Source organism: Cupriavidus sp. WS (assembly GCF_000395345.1).
GTDB classification, from domain to species: domain Bacteria; phylum Pseudomonadota; class Gammaproteobacteria; order Burkholderiales; family Burkholderiaceae; genus Cupriavidus; species Cupriavidus basilensis_B.
Genome location: NZ_AQPL01000573.1, coordinates 1 through 9,041 on the forward strand (window position 1 = coordinate 1; position 9,041 = coordinate 9,041).

9 protein-coding genes are annotated in these 9,041 nt (G+C 61.5%); 8 read left to right on the forward strand and 1 reads right to left on the reverse strand.

Going from position 1 to position 9,041, the window contains the following annotated elements; genetic code table 11:
* The 8 genes from K206_RS0134770 to K206_RS0134810 form a co-directional block, all read left to right on the forward strand.
* Positions 1-939, forward strand: a 939-nt coding sequence (locus tag K206_RS0134770; protein WP_020206878.1) for a transposase, incomplete at its 5' end; no start/stop codon positions are given.
* 162 nt (positions 940-1,101) lie between these two features.
* Positions 1,102-2,820 carry a SulP family inorganic anion transporter gene (locus K206_RS0134775; protein WP_369796945.1) on the forward strand — a complete coding sequence of 573 codons (1,719 nt, stop codon included), beginning with the start codon at positions 1,102-1,104 and terminating at the stop codon, positions 2,818-2,820.
* Between the two features lie 813 nt (positions 2,821-3,633).
* Positions 3,634-4,851: a Fic family protein gene (locus K206_RS0134780; RefSeq protein WP_020424029.1), complete on the forward strand. Its 1,218-nt coding sequence runs from the start codon at positions 3,634-3,636 to the stop codon at positions 4,849-4,851.
* 180 nt (positions 4,852-5,031) lie between these two features.
* Positions 5,032-5,856, forward strand: a complete 825-nt coding sequence (locus K206_RS0134785; protein ID WP_020206881.1) for an SEC-C metal-binding domain-containing protein — start codon at positions 5,032-5,034, stop codon at positions 5,854-5,856.
* 331 nt (positions 5,857-6,187) lie between these two features.
* Positions 6,188-6,628 carry an Hsp20/alpha crystallin family protein gene (locus tag K206_RS0134795; protein WP_020206883.1) on the forward strand — a complete coding sequence of 147 codons (441 nt, stop codon included), beginning with the start codon at positions 6,188-6,190 and terminating at the stop codon, positions 6,626-6,628.
* A 16-nt stretch (positions 6,629-6,644) separates the two neighbouring features.
* Positions 6,645-7,052, forward strand: coding sequence for an Hsp20/alpha crystallin family protein (locus K206_RS0134800; protein ID WP_020206884.1), 408 nt, complete (start codon positions 6,645-6,647; stop codon positions 7,050-7,052).
* A gap of 118 nt (positions 7,053-7,170) precedes the next feature.
* A complete protein-coding gene (locus K206_RS0134805; RefSeq protein ID WP_029044428.1) occupies positions 7,171-7,734 on the forward strand; it encodes an Hsp20/alpha crystallin family protein in 564 nt (187 codons plus the stop codon).
* A 37-nt stretch (positions 7,735-7,771) separates the two neighbouring features.
* Positions 7,772-8,155 (forward strand): hypothetical protein, encoded by a 384-nt coding sequence (locus tag K206_RS0134810; protein ID WP_020206886.1) that lies wholly within the window; start codon positions 7,772-7,774, stop codon positions 8,153-8,155.
* 269 nt (positions 8,156-8,424) lie between these two features.
* Here the strand turns inward: K206_RS0134810 and K206_RS43415 are convergent, their stop codons facing one another.
* Complete coding sequence (locus K206_RS43415; RefSeq protein WP_155888403.1) at positions 8,425-8,643, reverse strand: hypothetical protein; 219 nt, start codon at positions 8,641-8,643, stop codon at positions 8,425-8,427.
* Positions 8,644-9,041 lie beyond the last annotated feature (398 nt).

Consider the following 9,041-nt stretch of genomic DNA (forward strand, 5'->3'; position numbering starts at 1 on the left):
TGGCATCTGCTGAGCAACCTGCGCTACAACGTCGAGAGGCTCCTTTACCGACTCGGGCCACAACTGCGCCAAGCCGCGCAGCAAATCGAGGTCGGTAGCGTGACCCAAGGCCGGCAGGGGGTGCTGAGCCACAACTCACTCCGGTCATGGCAGCGCCTGAGCGATCAGCGACGCGCCACGCGGGTGGCGCTCTACGAGCGGGCGGTGGCACTGCGCGCCCAGGGCGGCACGCTCAAAGGAATCGCGCGCGAACTCTCGATCAGCAAAGCAACCGTGCAGAAGTTCGTCCACGCGGGGGCATTCCCCGAGCGCACGCCCTGGGCTCGGGGTCCTGCGCCTTTGGATCCCTATCGCGACTATATCGAGGAACGAATCGCCCAGGGCTGTCGCTTTCCTGATCTGATTGTGCGAGAACTCAAGCAGCGCGGCTATAAGGGCAGTCCCGCCTGCGTGCAGAGTTGCGTCGCCCGCCTTCTCTTTCCGCAGGGCAAGGCACCGCTTGTCCAAGTACCCGTGCGTACGATGCCGTGCCCGTCGGCCCGGCGCGTGTTTGGATGGCTTGTCGGATGGAGAAAGCTCGCCGTCGAGGAGCCAAAGAGCGCGGACCACGATCAGTTCGTGCAGGCGCTGTGCAAGATCGAACCCGTGGTCAGCGAGGTGCGTAGCCTCGCGCGGGAGTTTCTCGGACTCATGCATCGGCGAAGTGGGCGACATTTCGATCGATGGTTGAAACGTCTGTCGTGCTGCGACGCTGCGGAAATGCGTGGGTTCGCGCAAAGTCTGCGCGCCGACTTACCGGCTGTGCGGGCGGCTTTCACGCTGCCATGGAGCAATGGCCAGACCGAGGGGCATGTCAACCGGCTCAAGCTTCTCAAGCGGCAAATGTATGGTCGCGCGAATATCGAACTTCTGCGGCTGCGCGTGTTGAAGCCGAACTAAATGGCGGCCTGCTCGTACTGCTGCACCCGCTAGTCCGGTCGCCATCGCAGGCGCGTGAGTTCGTGTGTCCGGGAAGAGGTTGGCGGGCTCGCCCACGTTAATCAGAAAGAGGAATGGCGGGTAGTGGGGCGGGAAAAACGCGACAAGGTCCTCCACGCGAGTTTGCCGTCGTCACACAAATTGCGGAAGACCCAACATTACTACAGTTCACGTCCGCCGCAGGCCGGTCTGATCGGCTTGCTGATCGGTCTGGTGGTCTACGGCCTGCTGGGGACCAGCCGCTTCGCCGTGGTGTCGGCAACATCGTCTTCGGCCGCCGTGCTGGCCGCCATCACGGTGTCGATGGCCGGTGGCGATCTGGGACAACGGCTGCTGCTGGCAGCCGGACTGGTGATTCTGAGCGGCTTCTTTCTTGTATTGGCTGGCCTCGCCCGGCTCGGCGGCATTACCGAATTCATTGCCAAGCCGGTGCTGCGCGGTTTCACGTTTGGGCTGGCCATCACCATCATCCTGAAGCAGGTGGCAAGCGTGGCGGGCGTGCATCCGACCCATGGCGATCTGCCGCGATTCACGTACCAGCTGATCCAGGAGGTAGCGGTCTGGAACGTGAATGGGCTGATCGCTGCGCTGGTCGTGCTGCTGTTGCTGTTCGCGATGTCGCGCTGGAAGAACGTGCCCGGCCCGCTGGTCGTTATCGTGCTCGGCATTGTGCTCGCCCACGGGGTGGATATGCACCTCTACGGCATCAGCCAGGTCGGCACGATCGATCTGGCCGACGTCTCGTTCGATATCCCTGACCTGCCTCGCACGGAGTGGCTGCGGCTTGGCGAGCTGGCGTTTGCGCTGGTCCTGATTTTGTATGCGGAGTCGTATGGTTCGATCCGCAGTTTCGCGCTCAAGCATGGTGACAAGACCTCGGCGGATCGGGATCTCGTTGCGCTGGGCCTGGCCAATCTGGGTTCGGGTATGCTGCACGGCATGCCCGTGGGCGCGGGCTACTCGGCGACTTCCGCCAATGAAGCGGCCGGCGCACGGTCGCGCCTGGCTGGCTGGTGCGCGGCGGTAGTTGTCGCCGTGATCGTCGCGCTGTTGTTGCCGCAGCTAGCCTTGACCCCCGAGCCGGTGCTGGCCGCGATTGTGGCCTACGCGGTCAGCCATACACTGCGCCTGAGCGTGTTCCGTCCCTATTGGGCGTGGCGGCGGGACCGGCTACTGGTTGTGGCGGCGTGCGTGGCCGTGCTGCTGCTTGGTGTCCTGGACGGTCTGCTGGCGGGAATCGGGGTGAGTCTGCTGATCACGCTGCGCAATTTCTCGGAGCCGAACGTCAGCCAGTTGGGACGCCTTGGCAGCAGCCACGACTACGTGGACGTCACCACGCACCCCGAAGCCAAGACGCTTCCAGGCGTGCTGATCGTGCGGCCCGAAGCACCGATATTCTTTGCCAATGTCGAGCGCATCCTTGCGCAGGTGCGGCATCTGGCCGATGCAGGGCCGGGCGCCGTGCATACGTTGATCTTCAGTCTCGAGGAGTCTCCAGACCTCGACGGTTCGACGATTGAGGCGCTGCACGCGTTCGCCGCCGGCGCCGCGGCCCGTGGCCGACGTCTGCTGCTGGTGCGATTGAAGCCCCCCGCGCTGGAAGTGCTGTCGCGATCAGCGGACGAAGCACTGCCGCGCGAAGCGCTGCACGATCTCAGCGTGGACGAGTGCGTGCAGTCCCTGGGCAGGGAGGGGTCGCAGCCGCGACCACGGCTGCAGGGCCAGCACGCTCTTGATCGTCATCGATGGGCGGGCGCTTCCAACAAAACTGGTCCCCGCGACGGTATTGGGCATCGTAAGGAGCACACTGTTAGCGGAAGGGGGCACGGGTTGCCGGTGTGAGTACCCTCAATTCAATCCCAGACTTTATGCGCCTGGCAGGCGCAAAAGATCATTTCGTCCGGCCGAGTAGTTTCACATTCGTGAAACTAAAAAAATCTCCGGCTAAAACCATGTCGCCGTCCGGCATCCCATGGTGAACGCCTGCCGCTCCCCAGATCTCGGTGAAACGGTCCTACAAATGGGCGCCAGTCGGGGTTGAAGCGACCGAGCTTGCCGCCGGGCCCGACATACAAAGTGTGGAAGACCCAACTTTCCTTTGTCTTACGCGTGGCAAGGACCGATCTCTGCTGGGTGACCATCCCCACTGTCGCAAGCTTCGGGAGCAACGCGATCCCGCTCATTCCTGCCGTGGTTCGTGGGCCCACCCCAGGCACCGACCGGGTTCTCCGGCTTGCGTAACTTGCCTTAACCGCATCATGGTACCGGCGCGTTCCTGACTCTGCTCCTTTCCATCCGGGCCCCACGCCACAAGCAGCGCACGTCCCGGTCGCCAGGTTAGGCGTCGCCCGTTCGCGGCTGGGCTCAGCACGTGCGCGGGCCTTGTCGGGGCGGCCTGATTTTAAGTAAAATTTATGGCATAATATTTAATTAGTGTGTGACGGTAGTTAAGTAGTCCTTACCTAGGCGAAGCTCCCGTCCTACGACGACGCGTCGGCCCAAGACGGGGCCGCTACCTATCGACCGGCCTTGGAGGCCATTTTCTGTCTCGGGGAAGTGATTTGCTGTCTATGCGCAAGCTCGTAAGTAAAATTATCGGCAAAGAAGTTTATTAATGCGTATCACTCGTTAAGCAACTTTTACTAGCAAAGCCCAATGCCGACAGACGACACTGCCCCGGCCCCCGAACCGCCGAACCCAAGAATCGGCCGCTACGTATCGACCGTGGCCTTCGACGAGACCGTGAATGCCTACGTCCCGCCGCCGCTGCCGCCTGAGCCACCGTTGACGCTCGCGCCACAACTGCTCCAGCGACTGAGTGAGGCGGACCGAGCCATCGGCCGTCTCGACGGCGTGGCGATGCTGCTGCCGGACAAGGCGTTGTTCCTCTACATGTATGTCCGCAAGGAAGCGGTGTTGTCATCGCAGATCGAGGGAACGCAATCGACGCTCGATGATCTGCTGCAGTATGAGAACGCGGCGCTGGCCGGGAAGCCGCTCGACGACATCACCGAGGTCTCGAACTACGTCGATGCGATGATGTACGGGCTTAGCGTCCTGCGTGATCCGAAAGGGCTGCCGCTCTGCCTGCGTTTGCTTCGGGACATGCATGCCCGCCTGCTGCAGAAAGGCCGAGGAGAAGCCAAGAATCCCGGCGAGTTCCGACGCTCGCAAAACTGGCTCGGCGGGACCCGGCCGGGGAACGCCCATTACGTGCCGCCCCCGGTCAATGAAATGCAGACGTGCCTCAGTGACCTCGAACGCTTTTTGCAGGACGACTCAGCCCAGATCCCACCGCTCATCAAGGCCGGATTTCTGCATGTGCAATTTGAATCGATTCATCCGTTTCTGGATGGCAATGGCCGCCTCGGCCGGCTGTTGATCGCCCTGTTTCTGGTTGAAAAGAAGGTCCTCCAAGAACCACTGTTGTATCTCAGCCTCTACCTGAAGACGCACCGAGAGCAGTACTACCGCCTGCTTCAAGACGTCCGGCTGCGCGGAGACTGGGAAGTCTGGACAGAGTTCTTCCTCACCGGCGTCGCCGAAACAGCCAACAACGCCCATGAAAGTGCGATGCGTATCGTTTCCCTCTTCCAGGCCGACAGGGAACGCATCTCCGCGAGCGGCGAACAGATCAATTCCATGCTGCGGATCCACGAATTGCTCCGGACCCACCCGTTCCTCAATGCCGCCCAAGCGCAGCAGAAGACGGGACTCAGCGCCCCGACCGTCAACAAAGCGTTCGAGTCACTGGAGAAACTGGAGGTCGTGAAGGAAATCACTGGGAAGCAACGCGGCCGGGTGTTCGCTTATACCGAGTTCCTTAGAATTCTGGACAGCGGAACGGAGGTCCAGGAACCGCCGCGGCAATGATCGAACGAGCAGACGGCAGGGACGACAAGCGGAGCGGCCCCCAGTCTTCAAGGCGTCTTTGGCGTGGTGCCATTTCGCCATCAGTCGGAGCGGTGTCGAAGTTGCTGCCATTCGTGAGCGCGGGGCGCCACCGCTTCTTGACTGGGTAGTCGAACCAGCCCACCTACTGATCCTACGCAAATGAACACCTCATATTCATACCCTGTCAGCCAGCTTCTTACCCTGGGCCAATTCTTCGAGGAGGTAGACGGGAGACCCGAAACGTGGAAGGGATATACAAAACTCGGCCTTGACAACCGCCACATCCCTGAGTTGATTGCTGTCGTCGCTGACGACGCGCTACACACTGGGTACGGGCTTGTGCCATTCGCCCCCGTGCATGCCTGGAGAATTCTCGGGGCACTCAAAGCGACCGAAGCCCTGCCCGCCTTGGTTTCGCTGTTGCGTCGCATTGACGATGACTTTGACGATTGGATCGCTACCGAATTGCCGTGCGTCTTCGGCCAGATGGGCGGTCGGTCGGTTGATGTGCTCGCGCCATTCGCGGCGGATGGTCACAACGGGAGTTATGCCAGGGGTGGTGCATGCAGGGCAATGGGGGAGGTCGCGTCCGTCCACCCCGAGCAGCGTGGGCGATGCCTGCAGATACTGATGACCCTTCTCCGGTCCTTCGAGGACAACGAGCAGACTCTCAACACGGAGATTGTGTCCGTGCTGCTCGATTTAAACGCGGTGGAGTCCATCGACCTGATCCGGGAGGCATTTGCCAAGGATTGTGTCGATCTCGACTGCGTTGGCGATCTGGAGGACATCGAGATCGCGCTTGGCTTGCGCACCGAACGCGAAACTGCACCCAAGAGAGGAGAATTCTTTCAGCGGCTGCTGGAGCTGTCCAATCATCAGGAAGCGACGCGCCCCCGTACCGCTGGGCCAAAGACCGGAAGGAATGACCCCTGCCCGTGCGGAAGCGGAAAGAAGTACAAGAAATGCTGCCTGGAGGTGTGAGGGGAGTAAGGATGCAATTCGGGGTTGGGAAGCTTCATTGAGCTGCCGGAGTCGGTCGAGGTGAGGGAGAGCACCGGCCGCATCTTTGACGTGCTATGGGTCGCGGGCGGCTTGTCGTGACGAATTGGGGCAATGAACAGAGCTTCCCGAAGATGGCGAAAAAGTTCCTCTTGTGACACTTGAAATAACACGAGCCCGTTACTATTTTATTCTTGCTCAGGCAGTCGCGTCGCAGCGCTGCGTGTTTCTTTTTGTTTGCCGGCAGCTAGGCAGGTGAATCGGAGCGCGTGTCGTCCATCCCTTCCTTGCTGCATCGAAGGAGGATACGACCATGAGTGACGCATTCTTCGGAACCGACCTGTTCAGTGACCTCGATCGCCTGCAAAAGCAGATGACGGCCCTGTTCGGCGGCTTCCCTTCCAGCATCCGCTCGGGACGCTTCGGCGCCTTTCCAGCGATCAACATCGGGGCGACGGACGACTCCATCGAGATCGTCGCGTTTGCGCCCGGGGTGAAGCAGGAAAACCTAGAAGTCTCGATCGACAAGGGTCTCCTGACAATCAGTGGCGAGCGGCAGTCCGTCTGTCCGGATGGCACTTCGGAAGCCCGGCTTTATGCGCAGGAGCGTTTCGTCGGCACCTTCCGGCGGGTGATTGAGCTCCCCGAGGGCGCCGATCCCGACAAGGTACAGGCGCACTATGCCAACGGCTGCCTGTCGATCAGCGTGGGCAAACGCGAGGCCTCGAAGCCGCGCGCGATCACTATCCAATAGCGCAAGGGAGATTGCCATGAGCGATACGAACCAAGTCGTCGCACGCAACCAGAGCGCGATGGCGCAACGCCAACAGGAAAAGGCGGCGCCGACCGTCACGCTGCTGCCGGCGGTGGACATCGTCGAGGATAGCGGCGGTGTCACGCTCTGGGCCGACCTGCCGGGCGTGACCCGCGACAAGCTGCAGGTGAGCGTCCACGACGGCAACCTGCACATCGAGGCGGAAGCCGTCGTGCCGACACCGTCCGGACTGCGCGCGCAGCACGCGGAGATCCACCGGCCGCACTTTGCGCGCGCGTTCTCATTGAGTCCGGATCTGGACTCCACGCAGATCGGCGCACAACTGCAGGATGGCGTGCTGAAGCTGACCATCCCGCGCCGCGAGGAAGCACGTCCGCGGCGCATTGCCATCAATGTAGCGTAGGACCGTAGGACCTTTAGGAGAGAACGGCGCCCGCCAAGGGCGCCCCGTCAGGCGCCGTGCGCCGTGGCGTATGACGCCCGCCGCTTCAACGATTGCCATCGACAATCGGGAGCATGACATGAAAACGGAACTGAAGTGGAACCCCTTCAAATTCCTGCGGAAGACAACGGATGAGAAGCCCGCCGCGAACGAATCTTCCGGTGCCGTCCCGCTCCGGCATCGGCTGCCGGAATGGCCGGACGTCTCGCGGATCTTCTCCGGCGACCCGTGGCGTGCCATGGGCGACTTCCTGCACGAGCCCTTCGCTAACTTCAGCGGCCTCGACCGGTGGTTTGGCGACTTCAGCTCGTCACGCTTCCAGCCACGGATCGATGTCGTCGAGGACGGCGCGGCGCTGCGGATCACCGCCGAATTGCCGGGCATGGAGCGCGAGGCGGTGCAGATCAGCATTGAGGATGGCGCGCTGGTACTGCGGGGTGAAAAGAAGCAGGATGTCCGGACCGACGAAAGCGGATGCTATCGGTTGGAGCGCGCATATGGCGCCTTCATGCGCAGCATTCCGCTGCCGGACGGACTCGACCTGGACAACGTCGAGGCCAGATTCACACAAGGCGTTCTGACGCTGCGCTTGCCGAAGACCGGCACGCCGGCACCGTCGGTCCGCAAGATCGACATCCAATGACGTTTTCCTGGACAAATATCACGTAGGGAGATTCTTCATGGAATTCGATTCCGACTGGATCACGCTGGGAAAGCATCGCGTGTGCCTTCGATGCGTGCGTGGCTTCCCCACCGAAAAGACGCGCAGCGTGGCGGAGGTTGCGCGAATCGCCATTGAGCACAACCTAAGCGCCGCTGCGCGCCTGCTCGAGGTCACAGCGGTCGGTGAAAGCGCTTATACGATCAGTATTGGCACGACGTTTCCGAATGACAAAGATGCTGCCCTGCAGCTTGACGTGGCACTGGCCACCCTGTTTGGCCTGAAGCCCGATCGGATCAACATGGAGGTCATGGTAGTCAGCCAGGCCGAGGTGGACCTGCACTTCGGAGTGTACGAGCGGATGCTGGCGGAAAGACTCGGAATCGTCCCGCCGATACATTGAATGGCCCCGCGCTCCTGTGCATCATCGCAAGTAACTCCGCAGCCTTCCCGGCGTTGGCGATGAAGTATGCCGTTTGGCTGCGTAGCGCGTTTTCGCTGTATCGAGGCTTCTTTTCGATCGAGCTAAGGCGCACGGTTACCGCGTCGATCAGGGCCGACAGCACGCCGCGGCCTGGATCGCCGGGTCATCCGACTCGAAGTGTCCGGAGGTCTTCAATCTGCCGGAGCGTTGCGCCAGTCCTGCGGCACGCCATGGCATGCGGACCTTCATCAGGGCGTTGGCGCGGAAAAGCGCCGTTGCAGCCAACGAACCGGTGCGCCAATCAGCGGCAACTGGCGCCACAGCGCGGCGGCGTCCCAGTAGTCGCAATGCATGTTGACGCGCCCATCCGCGCCGAAGCGAAGATGGGAGCTGCCCTGGACGGAAAAGACCTTGCCGCGCACCGTGCCTGTGAATATCCATGTGGCAAAACCTTCATCCTGCCTCATCACCAGGCTCTGAATCCCGTGAAGTGTAATAAGAGTGGTTCTTCCGCAATTTTTGTGACGACGGCGAATTTGGGTCGAGGACCCTTGTCGTCGTCTTTCCCGCCCGACTACCACTATTCTTCCTACTGACTAACGTAGGCGAGTCCGCCAGCCTCGTCTTGGCCACACGAACTCACGTGCCTGCGATCGCGACCGGACTGGCGGGGCCTGTCGAACAAAGCAGGCCGGTTTAGTTTGGCTTCAACACCCGCAGCCGCAGAAGCTCTTGCACAGCGCCTTCACGAACCGCTCGTGGTCCGCGCTTTTTGGCTCGTTGATGGCGAGGTTCTTCCATCCGACTAGTCCATCCGAACACGCGCCGGGCCGACTGCATCGGCATCGTGGGCTTCAGGGCAAGC

Excerpts from the sequence above, each read along its gene's own strand:
- K206_RS0134785 (WP_020206881.1), top strand. The coding sequence starts at position 5,032 with ATGAACACCTCATATTCATACCCTGTCAGCCAGCTTCTTACCCTGGGC.
- K206_RS0134780 (WP_020424029.1), top strand. The coding sequence starts at position 3,634 with ATGCCGACAGACGACACTGCCCCGGCCCCCGAACCGCCGAACCCAAGA.
- K206_RS43415 (WP_155888403.1), bottom strand. The coding sequence starts at position 8,643 with ATGAGGCAGGATGAAGGTTTTGCCACATGGATATTCACAGGCACGGTG.
- K206_RS0134805 (WP_029044428.1), top strand. The coding sequence starts at position 7,171 with ATGAAAACGGAACTGAAGTGGAACCCCTTCAAATTCCTGCGGAAGACA.
- K206_RS0134800 (WP_020206884.1), top strand. The coding sequence starts at position 6,645 with ATGAGCGATACGAACCAAGTCGTCGCACGCAACCAGAGCGCGATGGCG.
- K206_RS0134795 (WP_020206883.1), top strand. The coding sequence starts at position 6,188 with ATGAGTGACGCATTCTTCGGAACCGACCTGTTCAGTGACCTCGATCGC.
- K206_RS0134810 (WP_020206886.1), top strand. The coding sequence starts at position 7,772 with ATGGAATTCGATTCCGACTGGATCACGCTGGGAAAGCATCGCGTGTGC.